Source organism: Bacillus cereus group sp. BfR-BA-01310 (assembly GCF_022664325.1).
GTDB lineage: Bacteria > Bacillota > Bacilli > Bacillales > Bacillaceae_G > Bacillus_A > Bacillus_A paramycoides.
Map to the genome: position 1 here is coordinate 674,228 of NZ_JAKUHD010000001.1, position 18,091 is coordinate 692,318.

Below are 18,091 nucleotides of genomic sequence, written 5' to 3' on the forward strand. Positions count from 1 at the left end.
TAATGTTTTACCCTTTTTGGTTTATTTTGAAGCAGTCGCAACTGCCAATGCTAATGAATATACTTTTGTTTCTGCTGAATCAGCACGAGATGTTAAAACAATCGGTGCTTTTGCGCCAGCAATCATTGCTCCTACTTTTGCATCTGCAAAGTAAACGAGTGATTTATATAGCACATTTCCAGCTTCAATCGTTGGGACGAGTAAAATGTCTGCCTTACCTGCTACATCACTTACTATGCCTTTATGTTCTGCTGCAATTTGTGATACTGCATTATCTAAAGCAAGTGGTCCATCAACGATACAATTTTTGATTTGTCCGCGGCGATTCATTTGTGTTAACATCGCTGCATCAATTGTCGCCTGCATCGCTGGATTCACAACCTCTACTGCTGCGATTGGTGCCACTTTTGGCAACTCAATTCCTATTGCCCGGGCAACTTCTACAGTATTTTGTGTAATAGCAGCTTTTTGTGTTACGTCAGGTGCGATGTTCATCGCTGCATCCGTAACGAAAATAAGACGATTATAGTTTGGAACTTCAAATGCTGCTACATGTGAAAGTACGCTACCTTTACGTAGCCCCCACTCTTTATTTAACACAGCCTTCAAAATATTCGCTGTTGGGATGTTACCCTTCATAAGTACATCTGCTTCACCGTTTCTCACAGCTTTAACAGAAAGTTCTGCAGCCTCAGCACTTGACTCTGCTGCAATCACTTCAATATGTTCTGAAGTTTGCAAACCATGTTCTTGTAGCATCCCCATTATTTTCTCTTGATTTCCATATAGACGAAATTGAGCTAGCTGTAATTTAATTGCTTTCGCTACAGCTTCAATTACTTCATGATCTTCAGCTACTGCTACAGCTACAGTTTTTTTAGGCTGTCCTGCTGCTTGATCAATTAAGTGTTCTAACTTCATATTTTGTAATCAACCCTTTCCGTCGTCCCTCGTCTATTTATTAAGCAAATACCGTGCCAACTTTCAAAAGTGGTCTTACCAATAATGAAAACGCATTCAAAATGCAGTAAAATCAATACTTTTAAAAAAACGGAATATTGCGTCTCATTTTGTCGCTTCTTGTATACCATGCAATAAATTGCATGGTGCGCAATTTATTGCATGCTATTTTTTGCATGGTTGTACTTTTCTAACTTGTAATATACGTTTCGAACCGAAATCCCTAACGCTTTTGCAGTCTTCGTTTTGTTCCCATCAAATTTCTCCAAATATTCATGGATAATATTCCCCTCAAATTCTGTCACTAAGTGTTCAAGGGCCTTCTCTTCTAATTCAGGTAATAAATTATTTTGTTTCGTCTCTACTGGTTCTTCTTTATGTAAAGGCGGTAAATGATGTACATCGATATATATCTCGTTATAATTCATAAAGATAATAGCTCGTCCTAAAATATTTTCAAGTTCCCTAACATTTCCTGGCCATTCATATGATTGTAAATACGAAACGGCTGCATCGGTGAGCCCTTCTACATTCCGGCCATAATCTTGGTTAATTTTTTGAATTAACCTTTCTGCAATCGCTGGTATGTCTCCTTTGCGCTGACGAAGGGAAGGAATTTGAATTGGGATTTTATTTAAACGATAATATAAGTCCTCTCTGAACTTCCCTTCTAAAATCGCTTTTTCTAAATTCACATGCGTCGCCGCAATCACTCGAACATTAATAGGAATCGCTTTCGTTCCTCCTACTTTCACAATCTCTTTTTCCTGCAGTACACGAAGGAGCTTCGCTTGCGTATTCGCAGATAACTCTCCAATTTCATCTAAAAATATACTTCCATTGTTCGCTTCTTCAAAGAAACCTCGTTTACCGCCTCTTTTCGCTCCAGAGAACGCACCTTCCTCATAACCGAATAATTCACTTTCTAACAACGTTTCCGAAATAGCCGCACAGTTTACACGGACGAACTTATTATATTTTCGATTACTTCCATTATGGATCGCATGCGCAAATAATTCTTTACCTGTCCCAGATTCTCCGCGTAGCAATACTGTTGCTGGTGTATTCGCTCCAAGCTTTGCTTGTTCAATAGCTGCCGTCGTTTCATCTGAATCGCCAACAATATCATCAAATGAATATTTCGCTTCTAATGTTCGAATAATTTGTCTTGCCCTATTCAATTCATTTGTTAACTTTTGAATTTCTGATACATCGCGAATTACACCGACGCTTCCTTTCAATATTCCATCAACAATAACCGGTGCTACGTTTACAATTACATCCCGCTTTTTTTGCCCAATCTTCATATGTATTCCTCGTACGGCTCGGCGTGTCCGAAGTACTTTCATATGCATACTTTCACCTTCTACAATATCAGTTGTAGCCGGCTTCCCTATAATATCCTCTTCTGTCAAACCCGTTAACTTCGTATAAGCAGGGTTTATAACTAGCCCTCTTCCTTTCTCATCGACAACCGAAATCGCTTCCTCAGATGAGTTGATAATCGCCTCAAGTAGCGTTTGAATTTCTTTTAAGTCTGTAACTTCTTCCGCTAAATCTACAACTTCTGTAATGTCTTTAAAAATTGCAAACGCCCCTTGAATCTCTCCGCCTTCTTTTAATATTGGTATACGCGTTGTAATAATTTTCTTTTCATTCTCTAGCGTCAGTTCATAATTCACTTCTATTTGTTTCGTACGTATAATGCGCAGTAACTTACTCGTTGGAATGACTTCTAAAATATATTTTCCTACCGCTTCTTCTTTTTTATATCCGATAATACGCTCTGCACTTTTATTAAACAGACGAACTTGTCCCTCTCGATCTATAACGATCATACCGTCATGTGTAGAATTTAAAATCAAATCCCCTTGTTGCGTCTGTTCTTCCAGCTTCTCAATTAATTCTTCCTTCTCATGCGCTAATCTCGTAACAATTTTTGCAATATCCCCTGGTATAAGAAGGGTATCTTTATGCTTAGCCTCCCATAAAACTTTATGTAAATCATAGTCACCTGTCATATCGAACATTACATCAATATGCATAGAAAGAAATGGGCTTACACTATCACCAATCGGAATTCCATATTCCTTAGCAATTTCTAATCCTTTCGCTATCGGATTAATATCAATAACCCCTATAATTTGAAATATATTTGAATTTTGTAACAGACTAAGCAGTGTACTTCCACCTTCACCTGCTCCAACAATTAACACCTTTTGTTTCATACATTACACTTCCTCTCGAAGTATCTCTGCAAAATTTTTCACACCCTTATCTTACTCGTTCAGCAACCTCTTGACAAACCCCCTTTTCATATAACATCATTTAATATATACGAAATAATCTGAAAAGGAGCGTTATGTATGCAGCGTTACCTTGCTCTATTATTAGCACTCATCCCTATTTCATTAGCTGTGCTTGGCATTAAGTTAATGAGAGACACTGTATTCGGGATTTTATTCTCTCCAATCCCTATATTATGGTTACAATTTTTAATCGGTGCTCTTTGCTTCGCACTTGGGTTTTATATCTTTGGCGGCTTCGTTCTACATAGAGACCGTAAGAGAAATAAAGTACAAGCCCGCTTTAGAAGATAGAACAAATTTTTCACATATCCATAAACAAAAAATGAGACCGTTATAATAGGTCTCATTTTTTTATCGATAATAAAGTTCTTGCTGTTTCAGGATAATCAGTAATAATCGCCGATATGTTCATATCAAAATATTTACGCATAAGCGTTTCTTCATTTATCGTGTAAGGACGAACCTCTACACCACTTTCCATCGTTAATTCAGCAATGGCATCTTGAAGATAACGATAATTTGGATGCACTGCTTTAGCACCCATTTTTTTCGCATATGCCCACGGGCTATGCAGACCTTCGCGATATAAAATAGCTGTTTGAATATCCGGAGCCATCATATGACACCGCTTCATACTGTAGTGATTAAAAGAAGAAAAAATAGTCCGATCCTCTAAACTAAACTTACGTACAAGTGTTATTACTTCTTCCTCTAAGCCTCTATATGGAATTGTATTATTTTTCAGTTCAATATTGAGTAGCAATTGCGTTTTTGTAAGCCATTCAAGCACCTCTTCTAATAGAGGGATTTTACAAAAGCCTACTTTTCCGCTGAATTTATAACTTGCATCTAACTTACATAAATCTTCGTATAAATAATTCCGAACAGCACCTTTTCCATTCGTCGTTCGATTCACAGTTTCATCATGGATGACGACAACTTTTCCATCTTTCGTTAATTGAACATCAAGTTCAATTCCATCTGCCCCGAAAGCCTCCGCTGCTTCAAATGAAATCATTGTATTTTCCGGGTATGTTCCCGCCGCACCACGATGCGCAAATATAAGAGTCATCCTCACTCCCCCAATCTTATGCTATACTATACGAAAAAGGAGGTACTTCTATGAGACCATTACAAATTTCTCCAGACACTGCAGTCCGCCTATCAAAAGCGTTAGGTGTCCCGCTCGAACAGCTTATGCATATGCCACAACACATTTTAATTCAAAAGTTAGTTGAATTAGAAAAACAAAATAAAGACGAAGAATAATATAGTCCTGTTTTGCAGGGCTTTTTAATTTATCCTTACTACATATATTATCACAAGTACATCTTCTATACAGTGAAACTTCCATCAGATAGGTTATCTTGTCTTGATCTCCTATTGATAAATCCCCCCAACAAATCGCTCTCTTACCGGCATTTCTTGAACAAAAAACGAAAGAGCGTTGCCTTATGACATCGCTCTTTCGTTTTCATTTCTCTATTGAAAATATATTAAACCTTTATCATTTATCCGCTTTATGATTTATCGTTGTCTTATTATGTTCTGTTTTCACCCATGTATGTTGTTGCTTCCATTTAATTAGACCAACAATTTGAGCATAAATAAACGTATATGCGTAATAAAAGATAGAAAAACTCATTTGGAAAAGTTTATACTTTCTATTTGTATCTACCTTAACTGCATAATACATACAAACAACAAATTGATACACAAATAATATTAAAGAAAGAATACTCGCGCCTAAAATCATCGCAACTAAGCGTTTCCCTATATCAGGGATATCTTGATATGATTGCGTCGCAACAACATATCCTAAAGCAATTAAAATACCTATCAAGGTTATTGTCATTTGAACTGCACGTGTCATACCAAATAGATAAAACAACTGGTCAATAATTCTTATTTTCCCTTTTTCAGTAAACAGTTTTTTTACCATAGGTTTAAAATTTGTAAACGCAACATACCAATGCCCTTGTGACCAACGCGTACGTTGTTTAATACTAATTTTAAAGTTATCTGGCTTTTCATCGTATACTCGAACAAAGTGATTCCATAATACTCTTCCATTATCTTTAACAATTTCCATCTCTAATTCTAAATCCTCTGTTAACGAGTCGAAACGGAAACCACCATGTTTCATTAAGTACTCCATTTTAACAATGAACCCAGTTCCACCAATAGCATTCGGTAATCCAAGACGATATTTTGCCAGCTGGAAGAAACGATTTGTTAAGTAATAGCTCATAGCATAACCAAGCGATAAATTAGTCGCTGAGTTTTTTGAATCTAAATAAATTTGAATCGCTTCTGGCTTATCTTTAGCAATGTATTGTGAATTTAACTCTTGTAAAACATTCGAATCGACATGATTATCAGCATCTAAAATCATTAAACAATCGTATTTTTCAGTCAATTTATCGAATCCTAAATAACGTAACGCATATTGCAAACCTGCTGGTTTCCCTACTCCCTCACGAGGAAATAGCTGTTCACTTGTATTAACATATTTCATTCCCTTTTCTTCACAAATAGCACCTGTTCTATCAGTACTATTATCATTTACAACATAGATATCATATAGATCATCTCGGTATTGAATTTTTCTCAAATTATCAATAGTTGAACCAATTACTTTCTCTTCATTATGTGCTGCAACTAATATCAAAAACCTTGTCTTATCTTCAATTATTTCATAATCACGTTTTGCTTTACCAAACCCCAAAAAGGAGATAATTACATAGTATACCGTATTAATATTAACATATACTGTAATGATGAAAAACAATGCTAATAATACGGTAACTACTTTTCCAGTCAAAAACTCCATATCCATCCTCCTAAAATCCTTTCAATATACAACATTATAGACTCTTAAATAAGAATATTCTAGTTTATTTCGAATTTTCTTAAATATCGATAAAAGTTAATATTCTGAACAATTATAAAATAAAGTGGAATTTTAGTCAGCGTTTTTTTATCTATCTCCCACTGACTATTATCCACTATTAATTATAGCTTTTATTGTAATCTATTTTTCTGTAAAGAAGAGCCTCTTAATATTCTATTTTTTCATTGTTAATCTACCTTTTGCTAACCACCAAATCCAACTTACTAACATTACATCTAAGCAGACTGTAAATAAAAATAAATGTTTAGCGAAATCCCCTGAAGCTGGGTTTACATAAGCATATAAATGATGGATAAATGAAAAACATCTATCTACCCTCGCTTTATTTGGATCTGGATAAGCTAATCCAAGTTGAACCATAATCCGCTCAAAATCGCCATTATCAGCAAGGAATGGACACCTTCGCTAATTAAAGTTTCACTTTATTACACTTGTGGTGCATCCCCCGAATTGTAAAGTTCTTTCGTTTTTTCCTCTCCGAATGTAGTTAAAATATAATGTTGCTCTTCTACTGCATCCATCGCTCTAGTAGCTTTACCAATATTCCCTTCCTGAGCATCCCAGAAATAGTTATGGTCTTCTACTATTTTACTAAAGTCTTTTTTTGCCCATCTATTAGCAATTGCTAATAGCTCATTTTTCTTCTCAAAGTTACTCTTCTTTATGATTGCTTTCAATGTTTCAGCATTCTTTTGAGTCATCGGGATGGATCCCCACTTTTGTTCTGCCACTACTTTTTGATGAGTCATGTGGTGCATCGCTGTAATTACTTCACTTTCAGTAGAATTTTCAGTAACATACAGATTGACAAAGACTCCATCTACCTCTCTACCTACTACCAGTGATTTTTCTTTTTTCTCTATTTCAGCACTTGCTTGTTTATCTACTGGATTATCTGCAAGTTCTAACATTCCAAAAGTAACCGCCACAGCAAGGGCTCCCATAACCACTACTATTCCTAGCCAAGTTAATATTTTATTTTCCATTCTTCGTCTCCCCATCTGTACTTATTAAAACCTCTCGCAAAACATTATATCAAAAACCTTCCCTTTATAGATAATATTTCTAAATATAGGTTTTGTTTTCCATAAAGTTGAATGAGTCCTTTTAATTTATCTCCCCAAAAAAATTTGGATGAAATTGAACTTACTTTTCGACAAAATAAAAAGACCAACGAATCATACAATTCATTGGTCTTTGAGTGAAAGGTTTATTGATTTTAAAATTGATATTAAGTATAGGTTTCAAGAATTCGTCGGCTTTGCTAAAGAGTTAACCCTTTATTACTTCTACTCTCAGCTAGCCTTATGTTCAAGTCTTAGCTTATCCGCAACCATTGCGATGAACTCGGAATTCGTAGGCTTTGCTTTGGACATTGATACTGTATAACCAAATAAGGACGAAATAGAATCAATATTCCCACGGCTCCAAGCTACTTCAATCGCATGACGGATTGCACGCTCGACGCGGCTTGCTGTTGTATTGTATTTCTTTGCGATATCTGGATACAACACTTTCGTAATAGATCCTAACAATTCGATATCATTATACACCATAGAGATTGCTTCTCTTAAATACATATATCCTTTAATATGAGCAGGTACACCAATTTCATGAATGATACTTGTAATACTCGCATCTAAGTTTTTCGGTTTTCCATCTATTGTTGTTGCTGATCGGAAAGATGGCAATGGACGTTTAATGGTAGCATTTGCCTTACCACTCACTTGACGAATATGACCTGTTAAATTCTCCATATCAAATGGTTTTAATATGAAATATGAAGCACCTAAGTCAACTGCTTTTTTCGTCACATCTTCTTGCCCGAATGCTGTCAACATAATTACGCTAGGCTGTCTTAGCCTTTCAATATGTCGCATTTTCTCTAGCACAGCTAGACCATCTAAATGTGGCATAATAATGTCTAAAACAAGAACATCAGGCTGCTTGTCTTTTAATAAATTTAAACACTCTTGGCCATTGTAAGCAGTTCCGATAACTTCCATATCATCTTGAGCAGCAACATAGCTCTCTAGCATTGATACCAATTCCTTATTATCATCCACAAGACATACTTTAATTTTTTCCACAGCTTTTCCTCCCTTACCGAATCGATTCTTCCGACATGTGTAAGCTTCTAGGCTACATGAATTGTTCGACAATTGTGTGAAAATTCCCTTTTAAAGTTTCTTACTTTCCGATAAAATCACAAAAAAATATGTTTATCGTTCATTTTTTTTCTTTCGCAACACATTCCATCATAGAATTCCAGCGAAACGTTCAACCCTTTGCTTATATTTTACAACAAAAAACAGCTCTTGCGGAGCTTTTACAAAATTTCAACGAATTTTTCAATAGAAAAGCGAGCTAATATGTATTAGCTCGCTTTTCTTTCTTGATCATAAATATTAATTCCAGCTTCATGTAACATCCATTCAATATGAACACCGTATCCTGACGTTGGATCATTTACAAATACATGTGTAACAGCACCAATTACTTTTCCATTTTGTACAATTGGACTTCCACTCATCCCTTGTACAATGCCACCTGTTTTCGCTAACAAGCGTTTATCTGTCACTTTTATTACCATACCTTTTGTAGCTGGGAACTTTTGCGGTACTGTGCTAACAACTTCAATATCAAATGCTTCTACTTTATCTTGATCAATAACTGTTAATATTTTCGCTGGCCCTTCTTTTACTTGATGGGATAATGCGATAGGCATTGCTTTATCCATTATACCGTTTGTCATATTTGTGTTCAATTTCCCAAAAATACCAAACGGACTATTTACTGTAATATTACCAATTACTTCACGGTCTGGTGAAAATCTTGCTAATTTTTCCCCTGGGTTCCCGTGACTCCCTCTTTCAATAGACGTTACTGTCGAACGCATAATTTGTCCATCTTCTACTTGAATCGGCTTTTTTGTATCATTATCGGAAATCACATGACCAAGCGCCCCATATTTCATGGAATCTGGATGTACAAATGTCATCGTTCCGATACCAGCTGCTGAATCACGAATATATAGTCCAATTCGGTAAGAGGATTCGCCAGTGTCTTTTTGTGGTGTTAGCTTAGTGCGAATGTATTTTCCATCTCTTAATAAAACAAGATTAAGCGGTTCACCTGTTTCTCCGCTATTATGAATAAATGGTGCTACATCGCTCATTCTTTCAATTGTTTTACCATTAATTTCAGTAATCATATCCCCAATCTGTACACCAGCTGTTTCACCAGGAGATACTTTACCCTTTTCAGTTTGAATTAAATGATGGCCTACAACAAGTACACCTTTTGTGTTCAATTTCACACCAATCGATTGTCCACCTGGGATAACTTTAAAATCTTTTAATACTTTCACATTTACTTTTTTCACTGGAAAACCAGCGAGTTGAAACACCATATCAGCTTCACCATTTTGGTGAGAATTTACCATAAGTTCTTGTTCATTTGAACTTACTGTAAATACATTACGATTTGTAGATGAGGCCTTAAAAACTGGTAATGATGCTATTTCTGATTGTTGTCCTTCAAAAACAACAAGTTGCTTCGGGGATGAAATAAACGTTCGAAGCGGTTTAAAACATCCAATAAGAACTAGAGAAACAAGGAGACAAAGACCTATTATTTTTCGAAATCTTTCTAATTTCAATTTGTTCACTCTCCTCGCTCCTACCCCACATTCAGCCTCTTGGCTTCACTTTTTAATCTCTCCTTGCAGTGCTTTATTTATAACCGGAAGAATTAAGAAATCGTCATTTGAGAAAAAAAGCTATCCATTACTGGATAGCCTCTGCTGTCTGCTTGAAATGATGTGCTTGCGTAAGTAACTCTTTCGCATGTTCTGTCGTTAAATCTGTAATTTCCACACCAGAAATCATTCGAGCAATTTCTGTTACTTTTTCATCCGTACTTAACACAGTAACGGATGTAATCGTCCGATCATTCGCCACTTGCTTTCTAATAAATAAATGCGAGTCCGCCATTGAAGCTACTTGAGGTAAGTGCGTAATACAAAGTACTTGCGAGTTTACTGATACACGATAAATTTTTTCCGCAATAGCCTGTGCAACCCGACCACTCACACCCGTATCCACTTCATCAAAAATAACAGATGCAACACCTTGATGCTTAGAAAAAATGCTTTTTAAAGCTAAAATAATACGAGATAACTCTCCGCCAGAAGCGACCTTTGAAAGTGGCTTTAACGGTTCACCTGGGTTCGTTGAAATATAAAACTCCACATGATCGTAGCCATCCGTCGTAAGTTTCACCGGTGTTCCTTCTACAAGAGGTTCTTCTGCGTTTCCTTCCCTCTTCATGATTCTCACTTCAAATTTCGTTTTTTCCATATATAGTTCTTTTAACTCTTGATGAATTGCGCTTGTAAGATGATCTGCAAGTTCATGACGCATATCACTTAACAACGTTGCCTCTTTTAGAATAACAACTTCTAATTCCTTTAACTGCTTTCTCGTCGTTTCAATATGTACGTCTTTATTTTCAATCGTAAAAATTTCTTGTTCAATTTTATCTGCATACACTAAAATCTCTTCTACAGTATTTCCATACTTTCTCTTTAACATACGGATTTCATTCAAACGCGTTTCAATTTCATCTAAACGTTTCGGATCATATTCCATCATATCTAACTTTTCTCTAAGCTGATATGCAACTTCTTCTAATAAGTAATAGCTATTTGCAATTGAATCATGATTTTCTTGATACGCTTCATCTAAGTGCGTAATACTCTCCATTTGTGCCATTGCATTCCTTACATGATCTAACCCCTGTCCGTCCGAACTTAACGAACGATACGCATCTCCTAACGCTTTATAAATCTTTTCAAAATTGGAGATTTTTAATCGTTCCTCAGTCAATTCATATTCTTCATCCATTTTTAAATCCGCTTTACGAATTTCTTCATGTTGGAATTGAATTAAATCTAGACGATGGGCCATTTGTTGTTCATTTTCACTTAAAGATTTCAACTGTTTTTTTAATTTCTCATAGTCTGCGTATACATTTTGATATACGTCCAATTGTTTAACAATACGATCTCCATCAAAATGATCGAGCATAAACATATGACGTTCTTCATTCATTAAATCTTGCGTTTCATGCTGTCCATGAATATCAACAAGCGTTTTCCCAATCTCTTTTAATATGCTGAGTGTAACAAGTTTCCCATTTACACGACATACACTTTTTCCGTTCGCAGCAATATCACGCTTCAAAATGATCATACCATCTTCTATTTCTATATCTAACTCTTCTGCCTTTGCGATACATGGATGCTTATCATCTTCTACATAGAATAATCCCTCTATCTCAGCCTTTTCTGTTCCGTATCGAACAAATTCCGCTGAACCACGGCCACCAACAAGCAAACTAATTGCATCAATAATAATGGATTTTCCAGCTCCTGTTTCACCACTTAAAACAGTTAAACCTTTTTGGAAAGAAATATTTAATGCCTCAATAATAGCAAAGTTTCTAATCGATAATTCCGATAACAATGCCCCATTCACCTCGTTATTAACTAATCCCCTATTAAGGGCTTTTCTCAGTATTCTTCATTCAAATAGTTATACTATATGTTTATATGTATAAATTACTCTTCTAACCCGCTCCATTGTACCAAACATTTGTTTTACGGGTCAATCCACCTATTTTCTAACTTTATTCGAAAAAAATAATGTATTGTATTTAAAAATCCATATTTTTAGCCAATAAAAATATCTTGTTTGCTTTCCACTTTACAGAGGAAAGCAAACAAGATTTTTCTGTTACAGCATATTTAAGAAACGATCAGAGACAACACCTGTATCTTCAGGTGTACGGCAAATAATTAAGCAAGTATCATCACCACAAATGGTTCCGATGATCTCATCCCACTCTAAATGATCAATAAGTGCCCCAAGTGAATGAGCGTTACCAGGCAATGTTTTTAGCACAAGCATATGTCCTGCCGTGTCTAATTTTACAAATGAATCCACTAGATTTCGTTTTAATTTTTGCAACGGGTTAAATCGTTGATCTGCTGGCAAGCTATATTTATAGCGACCATCATGTAATGGCACCTTCACTAAATGCAGTTCTTTAATATCGCGTGATACTGTTGCTTGCGTTACATTAAATCCCTCATTACGTAAAATATCAACTAGTTCATCTTGTGTTTCAATTTCTTTGTTCGCAATAATTTCCCTGATTTTAATATGGCGCTGACCTTTATTCATACATTTGCACCTCACACTATCTCTTACCATAGTTTAAACATTGGTATACTTCACTTATTTATGTTAACGTATAATCCGTTACTTGTACACAATTGTTTTTACAATCATTATACAATTACAACAAAAAGAGGAACAACATATGTTATTCCCCTTTCCCTTTTTGTTTTAAAACCTCATGTGCTTCTGTAACAACTTGCTCAATAGAAACTGGAGAATGATTTTCGCCATTCTCACGTTCACCGTGCCACTTTAGATGAATTAAAAATTCAATATTACCATCTCCACCTGTAATAGGTGAGAATGTTAAACCTTCTATATCATAGCCTTCTTTCAGAGCAAAATCGACAATCATTTCCACGACAGCCTCGTGTACTTTTCTATCACGAACAATACCTTTTTTCCCGACTTGCTCTCGCCCAGCTTCAAACTGCGGTTTAATTAATGCCGCTACATCACCATTTTGCATAAGCATTGTTTTTAAAACCGGCAATATAAGCTTTAATGATATAAATGAAACATCGATACTTGCAAACTGAGGTAAACCACGCTCTAAATCTGCCGGTGTCACGTAACGGAAGTTCGTTCGTTCCATCACAACAACACGCTCATCTTGACGCAATTTCCACGCAAGTTGATTATATCCTACATCTAATGCATAGGATAACTTCGCTCCATTTTGAAGCGCACAATCTGTAAAACCACCAGTTGATGAACCGATATCTATCATAACTTTATCTTGTAAATCAAGTTGAAATGTTTCTAACGCCTTTTCAAGCTTATAACCACCACGGCTTACATACGGCATAACTTGCCCTTTCACCGTAATCTCCGTATCTTGCGGAATTTTTTCCCCTGGCTTATCGAGTCTCATTTCATTCGCATATACAAGACCTGCCATAACAGCACGTTTAGCCTTCTCACGCGTTTCTATAAGTCCTCGATCTACTAATAGTACATCTACTCTTTCTTTTTTTACGCTCATTTGTTACGCCCTTTTTTGTTTTGATGGAATCATTGTATGAATACGGTCTACAACAGCATCTGTCGTTAAACCAATTTCTTCTAATAATTTTGTTACACTTCCGTGCTCTATGAAACGGTCTGGAATACCCATTCGTTCAATTAATGCACTATGGTATCCATTCTCAGACGCAAATTCAGCTACTCCCGTTCCAAAACCACCGATTAAACAAGCTTCTTCAATCGTTAAAATCGGTATATTCTTTCCTAAGAGATCATGTAAATACGCTTCATCCATTGGTTTAATAAAGCGAGCGTTCACTACTTTCACTGCAACTCCAGCCTTTTCAAGACGCTCAGCTGCTTCCATTGCCATTGGAATCGTCGTACCAAATGTTAAAATTGCTGCTTGTGTACCTTCTTTTAACGTTTCCCACGTACCAATTGGAATCGCCTTTAATTCTTCATCCATATGAACGCCAAGTCCATTACCACGTGCATAACGTAAAGCGATTGGTCCGTCTTCGTATTGCATTGCCGTATATACTAAATGTTGCCCTTCATTTTCATCTTTTGGCATCATCAACACGATATTCGGTAAGTGACGTAAAAATGAGATGTCAAATACACCTTGATGTGTTTCACCATCTGCTCCTACTAATCCAGAGCGATCTATTCCAATGAAAACATTTAAATTTTGACGGCATATATCATGAACAACTTGGTCATATGCTCTTTGTAAAAATGTTGAATAAATTGCTAAAAACGGCTTCATCCCTTGCGTTGCCATACCTGCTGCCATTGTTGTAGCATGCTGTTCTGCAATACCTACATCAATCATGCGATCTGGAAATTCTTTTTGGAATTTCTCAAGTTTCGATCCAACAGGCATCGCAGGCGTAATTGCAACGATACGTTCATCCGTTCTCGCTAGCTTAAGCACTGTTTCACTAACAACAGCACTCCATGCCGGTGCAACTTCCTTCGGCTTAACAAAGTCACCTGATTCAATTTTATAAGGTCCTGTTCCATGCCAAGTTCCAATAACGTCACTCTCAGCTGGTTTATAACCTTTTCCTTTTTTCGTAATAACATGAACAAGTACTGGGCCTTTTGTTTTCTTTGCATATTGCAACGTTTCGAATAACTTTTCATAATCATGCCCATCGACCGGACCTAAATATGTAAAGCCTAATTCTTCAAAAAAGACACCTGATACTAGTAAATATTTTAGACTATCCTTTATTTTTTCTGCTGTCGCAGCCACTTTCCCACCGACTGCTGGGATTTTCTTTAATATATACTCCAGCTCATCTTTCACCCAATGGTATTTCCCTGCAGTACGTAAACGACCAAGTACATTATGAAGTGCACCGACGTTCGGTGCGATTGACATTTCATTGTCATTCAAAATAACAATCATGTCTGTTTTTTCATGCCCAATATGGTTCAATGCTTCTAAAGCCATTCCGCCCGTTAAAGCACCATCTCCAATGATTGGTATAACATATTCTTTCGTTTTCTTTATATCACGCGCAAGAGCCATACCCATCGCAGCAGATAGTGACGTCGAGCTATGACCAGTTTCCCATACATCATGCTCACTCTCACAGCGTTTTGGGAAACCACATAAACCTTGGTATTGTCTCAATGTGCCAAATTCTTTCGCACGCCCGGTTAAAATTTTATGTACATAGGATTGATGTCCTACGTCCCATAAAAATTTATCTTTCGGACTATCAAATAATTTATGCAGAGCAATTGTGAGTTCTACTACACCTAAATTAGGTGCAATATGTCCACCTGTTTGAGAAAGCTCTTCAATTAAAAACTTACGAATATCCTCACTCAATCCCTCTAGTTCACTGATAGACATATCTTTCAAAAAACTAGGGTTTTGAATTTGCGTTAGATCCACATGGATCACTCACTTTCATTTCATAATCTGTCAACATGTCAAATAGTATAAGAAACATTTACGCAACACAAGAAATTCTCTTTTCTATTCTTTTTATCTTGTCCTGTTTCAGAAAATACTTCCATTTTTTCACTTACCCTATTATACATCATATTTCTTTACGCGATGAAAAAATAGCCGCTAACACGAAGTGATAACGGCAATGTAATCTACATATATTTTTGCCAATAACAAGAAAAGAAAAACCTTTTCCTACATTTATATCATAAAATGATGAATGACTCAACAAATGAAAACGCTGTTATCTTAGTTATTACGTTTTGCGATCAAATCACAAATAGATAGTAAATATTCATCTTGTAATTGTAAAGAGTTAATAGCATCTTTTGCTTTTGCAATTGTTTCCTCTAAAATAGATTTTGCTCTATCTACAGTAAATAACGTCGTATATGTGCTCTTTTCATTGGAAGCATCACTACCAATCGGTTTGCCAATCTCTTCTTCTGTACCTTCTACATCTAAAATATCATCTCTAATTTGGAAAGCTAGACCGATATATTTCGCAAATGTAAGTAACTTCTCTTCCTGCTCTTCTGTAGCATCAGAAAGTATCGCTCCTGCAAGTACAGCAAATTCAAGCAGTTTTCCTGTCTTATGCTTATGGATGTACTCTAATTCATTAATTGTAAGTCGTTTTCCTTCGGCTTCCATATCTGCCACTTGTCCAGCAACCATTCCTTCAGGTCCTGCTGCTTTCGCAAGCTCAAGTACAAGTCTTACTTTTTTTTCAGCAGAGATTTCTTTTGGCTCATATGCCATAATAACTTGAAAAGCATATGTCAACAAACCATCTCCTGCTAAAACCGCCATTGCTTCACCAAATACTTTATGATTTGTGGGCTTCCCTCGTCTTAGATCATCATCATCCATACAAGGTAAATCATCATGAATTAACGAATATGTATGAATCATTTCAAGGGCACAAGCTGCACCCACGCCAAGATTTCTTTCTTTCCCAAACGCTTGTAACGTTGCAAATAAAAGTAACGGGCGGAGACGTTTTCCACCCGCTTCCAAAGAATATGCCATCGCTTCACGAAGCACATTTGGACATTGTAATTCATTTGCATAGCTTACAAGCTTTTCTTCTACGAAAGTTTTACTCTCTTTCAAAAAAGCATCAAAAGCTATATGTGTCACTATGCTTCATCTCCTAAAGCAGTAAACGGTTCAAGCTCTCCATCTTCCCCAAGGATAACTGCCATTTGTTCTTGTACATCTTTCAATTTCTCATCACAAAGCTTAGATAACTCCATGCCTTCTTTAAAATAAGAAATTGCTTCTTCTAAAGGTACATCACCTTGTTCAAGCTTAGAAACGAGATGCTCAAGCTGCGAAATTGCTTCTTCAAAGCTTAACTTATTTTCCATTATTCAATTCACGCTCCTCTATGCTCGATACGCTACAATCTAGTATTCCATCTTGTAATTGAACCGAAACAGCATCTCCAAGGTTAACATCTTTCACACTTTTTAATACTTGTTTCTCTTCATCGTATACAAGCCCATACCCTCTCATCATTACTTTAAGCGGGCTTAATGCTTCAAGCTTTTGAGCCGCTCTCACAAATGCGAACTCCTTCGTTTGAAGTAATGTTTGCATTTCACGTTGCAATTGCTTTTGCAACGTTGCAATTGCAGTTTTCGTTTGTATAATTTTTTGAGATGGGTGGTGCTTCTCTAAATAAAATGAAAGTTGCTTTAATTGATTTACTTTTTTATCTATATAACGCTCTTTCGCTAAAACAAGCTGTTCAAGAGCCCTATCTAACTGCTCTTCTTTTTGTTCGTACACTTGCCTTGGATAACGGAACGCATACGATTTTTGTAACACTTGTAGTTTTTCTTCTTTTTTATGTACCATCTCTCTCATCGCTCTTTGCAAACGGAGAGTTCTTTGTAGCACTTTCTCTTGCAATTCAAGAATATTAGGTGCCGCAAGTTCTGCTGCTGCAGTCGGCGTAGGTGCACGCAAATCAGCAACAAAATCAGCAATTGTAAAATCCGTTTCATGTCCTACAGCTGAAATAATTGGAATTTCACTTGTAAAAATAGCTCTTGCAACTACTTCCTCATTAAAGGCCCATAATTCTTCAATAGAGCCCCCACCACGCCCAACAATTAAAACATCAATATCTCCCATTTCATTCGCTGTGCGAATTGCTTGTACAATTGAGGGAGCCGCTGACTCCCCTTGTACAAGTACAGGAAACACAATAACGTTTCCAATTGGATAACGACGTTTAATCGTTGTTATAATATCGCGAATTGCTGCTCCTGTTGGCGACGTTATAACACCAATTGTTTTTGCATACGCAGGGATTGGACGCTTATAAACTTGAGAAAACAGCCCTTCTTCTTCTAAACGGACTTTTAATTGTTCATAAGCTAAATGAAGATTTCCAACTCCATCAGGTTGCATGTCTTGAATATAAATTTGATAAGAACCACTCGCCTCATAAACGGAAATTTTTCCTTTTACAAGTACTTTCATTCCATTTTCAGGTCTGAATTTAATGTTACGATTATGACCCGCAAACATAACCGCTGCAATTCTTGCATTTTCATCTTTCAATGTAAAATACATATGACCACGGCTATGATATTTAAAGTTGGAAATTTCTCCTTTTAACCAAACAGACTGCAAATGCGGGTCGTACTCTATTTTTGTTTTTATATAGCGTGTTAATGCTGTAACGGTTAAATATTGTTTCTCCATTGCT

Annotated in this window: 17 protein-coding genes; 2 read left to right on the forward strand and 15 right to left on the reverse strand. The window is 36.3% G+C overall.

The genetic code is table 11. The features are described 5' to 3' along the window. Positions 1-21 precede the first annotated feature (21 nt). Positions 22-921, reverse strand: coding sequence for a phosphate butyryltransferase (gene yqiS, locus MR109_RS03475; protein ID WP_098303857.1), 900 nt, complete (start codon positions 919-921; stop codon positions 22-24). 194 nt (positions 922-1,115) lie between these two features. Continuing rightward, positions 1,116-3,188 carry a sigma 54-interacting transcriptional regulator gene (locus MR109_RS03480; protein ID WP_242271065.1) on the reverse strand — a complete coding sequence of 691 codons (2,073 nt, stop codon included), beginning with the start codon at positions 3,186-3,188 and terminating at the stop codon, positions 1,116-1,118. A 138-nt stretch (positions 3,189-3,326) separates the two neighbouring features. Between MR109_RS03480 and MR109_RS03485 the strand changes: the two genes are divergently transcribed. After that, positions 3,327-3,560, forward strand: a complete 234-nt coding sequence (locus MR109_RS03485) for a DUF2627 domain-containing protein (RefSeq protein ID WP_001190193.1) — start codon at positions 3,327-3,329, stop codon at positions 3,558-3,560. Positions 3,561-3,612: 52 nt separating this feature from the next. On the opposite strand, the gene MR109_RS03490 is transcribed toward MR109_RS03485, so the two are convergent. After that, complete coding sequence (locus MR109_RS03490; protein WP_002173398.1) at positions 3,613-4,341, reverse strand: glycerophosphodiester phosphodiesterase; 729 nt, start codon at positions 4,339-4,341, stop codon at positions 3,613-3,615. A gap of 50 nt (positions 4,342-4,391) precedes the next feature. On the opposite strand from MR109_RS03490, the gene MR109_RS03495 reads away from it, so the two are divergent. Next, positions 4,392-4,538, forward strand: coding sequence for a YycC family protein (locus MR109_RS03495; protein WP_001247671.1), 147 nt, complete (start codon positions 4,392-4,394; stop codon positions 4,536-4,538). Between the two features lie 238 nt (positions 4,539-4,776). Here the strand turns inward: MR109_RS03495 and MR109_RS03500 are convergent, their stop codons facing one another. The 12 genes from MR109_RS03500 to xseA all read right to left on the reverse strand — a co-directional run bounded on the left by MR109_RS03500 (position 4,777) and on the right by xseA (position 18,087). Continuing rightward, on the reverse strand, positions 4,777-6,102 hold the full coding sequence (locus tag MR109_RS03500) for a glycosyltransferase family 2 protein (RefSeq protein ID WP_242271067.1): 1,326 nt from the start codon (positions 6,100-6,102) through the stop codon (positions 4,777-4,779). A 234-nt stretch (positions 6,103-6,336) separates the two neighbouring features. Continuing rightward, positions 6,337-6,543, reverse strand: coding sequence for a hypothetical protein (locus tag MR109_RS03505; RefSeq protein ID WP_242271075.1), 207 nt, complete (start codon positions 6,541-6,543; stop codon positions 6,337-6,339). 65 nt (positions 6,544-6,608) lie between these two features. Next, a complete protein-coding gene (locus MR109_RS03510; protein WP_242271076.1) occupies positions 6,609-7,169 on the reverse strand; it encodes a PRK06770 family protein in 561 nt (186 codons plus the stop codon). Positions 7,170-7,478: 309 nt separating this feature from the next. Continuing rightward, positions 7,479-8,273, reverse strand: coding sequence for a sporulation transcription factor Spo0A (gene spo0A, locus MR109_RS03515; RefSeq protein ID WP_002173400.1), 795 nt, complete (start codon positions 8,271-8,273; stop codon positions 7,479-7,481). 287 nt (positions 8,274-8,560) lie between these two features. After that, entirely contained in the window at positions 8,561-9,853 is a 1,293-nt protein-coding gene (gene spoIVB, locus MR109_RS03520; protein WP_002173401.1) for a SpoIVB peptidase, read from the reverse strand. A gap of 118 nt (positions 9,854-9,971) precedes the next feature. Then, complete coding sequence (recN, locus tag MR109_RS03525) at positions 9,972-11,711, reverse strand: DNA repair protein RecN (RefSeq protein WP_242271078.1); 1,740 nt, start codon at positions 11,709-11,711, stop codon at positions 9,972-9,974. A 270-nt stretch (positions 11,712-11,981) separates the two neighbouring features. Next, positions 11,982-12,431 carry an arginine repressor ArgR gene (argR, locus tag MR109_RS03530; RefSeq protein ID WP_001032581.1) on the reverse strand — a complete coding sequence of 150 codons (450 nt, stop codon included), beginning with the start codon at positions 12,429-12,431 and terminating at the stop codon, positions 11,982-11,984. Between the two features lie 142 nt (positions 12,432-12,573). Beyond that, complete coding sequence (locus MR109_RS03535; protein ID WP_242271079.1) at positions 12,574-13,413, reverse strand: TlyA family RNA methyltransferase; 840 nt, start codon at positions 13,411-13,413, stop codon at positions 12,574-12,576. Positions 13,414-13,416: 3 nt separating this feature from the next. Then, positions 13,417-15,309: a 1-deoxy-D-xylulose-5-phosphate synthase gene (gene dxs / locus MR109_RS03540; RefSeq protein WP_242271080.1), complete on the reverse strand. Its 1,893-nt coding sequence runs from the start codon at positions 15,307-15,309 to the stop codon at positions 13,417-13,419. A gap of 306 nt (positions 15,310-15,615) precedes the next feature. Then, positions 15,616-16,509, reverse strand: a complete 894-nt coding sequence (gene ispA, locus MR109_RS03545) for a (2E,6E)-farnesyl diphosphate synthase (protein WP_025150071.1) — start codon at positions 16,507-16,509, stop codon at positions 15,616-15,618. Then, on the reverse strand, positions 16,509-16,739 hold the full coding sequence (gene xseB / locus MR109_RS03550) for an exodeoxyribonuclease VII small subunit (protein WP_002173406.1): 231 nt from the start codon (positions 16,737-16,739) through the stop codon (positions 16,509-16,511). Before xseB ends, ispA begins: the two co-directional genes overlap by 1 nt. Then, the gene (gene xseA / locus MR109_RS03555; protein WP_048374149.1) at positions 16,729-18,087 is read right to left on the reverse strand and encodes an exodeoxyribonuclease VII large subunit; all 1,359 of its coding nucleotides are present in this window, start codon (positions 18,085-18,087) and stop codon (positions 16,729-16,731) included. Before xseA ends, xseB begins: the two co-directional genes overlap by 11 nt. Positions 18,088-18,091: the final 4 nt, after the last annotated feature.

Excerpts from the sequence above, each read along its gene's own strand:
- yqiS (WP_098303857.1), bottom strand. The coding sequence starts at position 921 with ATGAAGTTAGAACACTTAATTGATCAAGCAGCAGGACAGCCTAAAAAA.
- MR109_RS03480 (WP_242271065.1), bottom strand. The coding sequence starts at position 3,188 with ATGAAACAAAAGGTGTTAATTGTTGGAGCAGGTGAAGGTGGAAGTACA.
- MR109_RS03485 (WP_001190193.1), top strand. The coding sequence starts at position 3,327 with ATGCAGCGTTACCTTGCTCTATTATTAGCACTCATCCCTATTTCATTA.
- MR109_RS03490 (WP_002173398.1), bottom strand. The coding sequence starts at position 4,341 with ATGACTCTTATATTTGCGCATCGTGGTGCGGCGGGAACATACCCGGAA.
- MR109_RS03495 (WP_001247671.1), top strand. The coding sequence starts at position 4,392 with ATGAGACCATTACAAATTTCTCCAGACACTGCAGTCCGCCTATCAAAA.
- MR109_RS03500 (WP_242271067.1), bottom strand. The coding sequence starts at position 6,102 with ATGGAGTTTTTGACTGGAAAAGTAGTTACCGTATTATTAGCATTGTTT.
- MR109_RS03505 (WP_242271075.1), bottom strand. The coding sequence starts at position 6,543 with ATGGTTCAACTTGGATTAGCTTATCCAGATCCAAATAAAGCGAGGGTA.
- MR109_RS03510 (WP_242271076.1), bottom strand. The coding sequence starts at position 7,169 with ATGGAAAATAAAATATTAACTTGGCTAGGAATAGTAGTGGTTATGGGA.
- argR (WP_001032581.1), bottom strand. The coding sequence starts at position 12,431 with ATGAATAAAGGTCAGCGCCATATTAAAATCAGGGAAATTATTGCGAAC.
- MR109_RS03535 (WP_242271079.1), bottom strand. The coding sequence starts at position 13,413 with ATGAGCGTAAAAAAAGAAAGAGTAGATGTACTATTAGTAGATCGAGGA.
- xseB (WP_002173406.1), bottom strand. The coding sequence starts at position 16,739 with ATGGAAAATAAGTTAAGCTTTGAAGAAGCAATTTCGCAGCTTGAGCAT.
- xseA (WP_048374149.1), bottom strand. The coding sequence starts at position 18,087 with ATGGAGAAACAATATTTAACCGTTACAGCATTAACACGCTATATAAAA.